1 protein-coding gene is annotated in these 525 nt (G+C 43.2%); it reads right to left on the reverse strand.

Annotated features, from left to right (window positions below; genetic code table 11):
- Positions 1–525 (reverse strand): Ig-like domain-containing protein (locus L2748_RS24740; RefSeq protein WP_248957854.1); only part of this gene is annotated, 525 nt, incomplete at both ends.

The following is a 525-nucleotide window of genomic DNA, read 5'->3' on the forward strand; positions in this document are numbered from 1 at the left end:
TTTTTGAAGTCACAACGATATAAGCAACAGCATAACCTCCGTTACCATCCTCAACACTATAAACCGCTTGCTCTACGCCAACAAAGCCTGCAGGTGTAAACGTAAGGGTATGATTGTCGGCGTCAAATGCAAATCGCTCTGAAGTCGTAATGAAGTGTTTAATACTTAACGCATCATTATCAGCGTCAAAAATGTACTGATTTAAATCAACACTTAACTCTTGAGTATTTGATGTTTCTAGTGTGATGTTTTGCGCGGTCGGCGGCGTGTTGACATCGGGCTCTCCCGTGTCTTTAGCGTTAATCGCCACTAGAATTTGAGAGGTTGATTTTTTTCCACCACCTTGCACTTCGTAAGGTAGCGAAGTCATGCCTGAGGTTTTTGCTAGGTAATCAAAGCTTGTTGCTGTTTGCTGACTAATTTCACCAAGAGAGTTAGCGTCTTGCACATCCGTGAGCGCCCAACTATCAATATCAATCGCTTCAACAGCGTCCGTTAAGTTGATGGTTTGTGAGTCACCCTCAA

The sequence above is a fragment of the Shewanella sairae genome (assembly GCF_023283535.1).
Classification (GTDB): domain Bacteria; phylum Pseudomonadota; class Gammaproteobacteria; order Enterobacterales; family Shewanellaceae; genus Shewanella; species Shewanella sairae.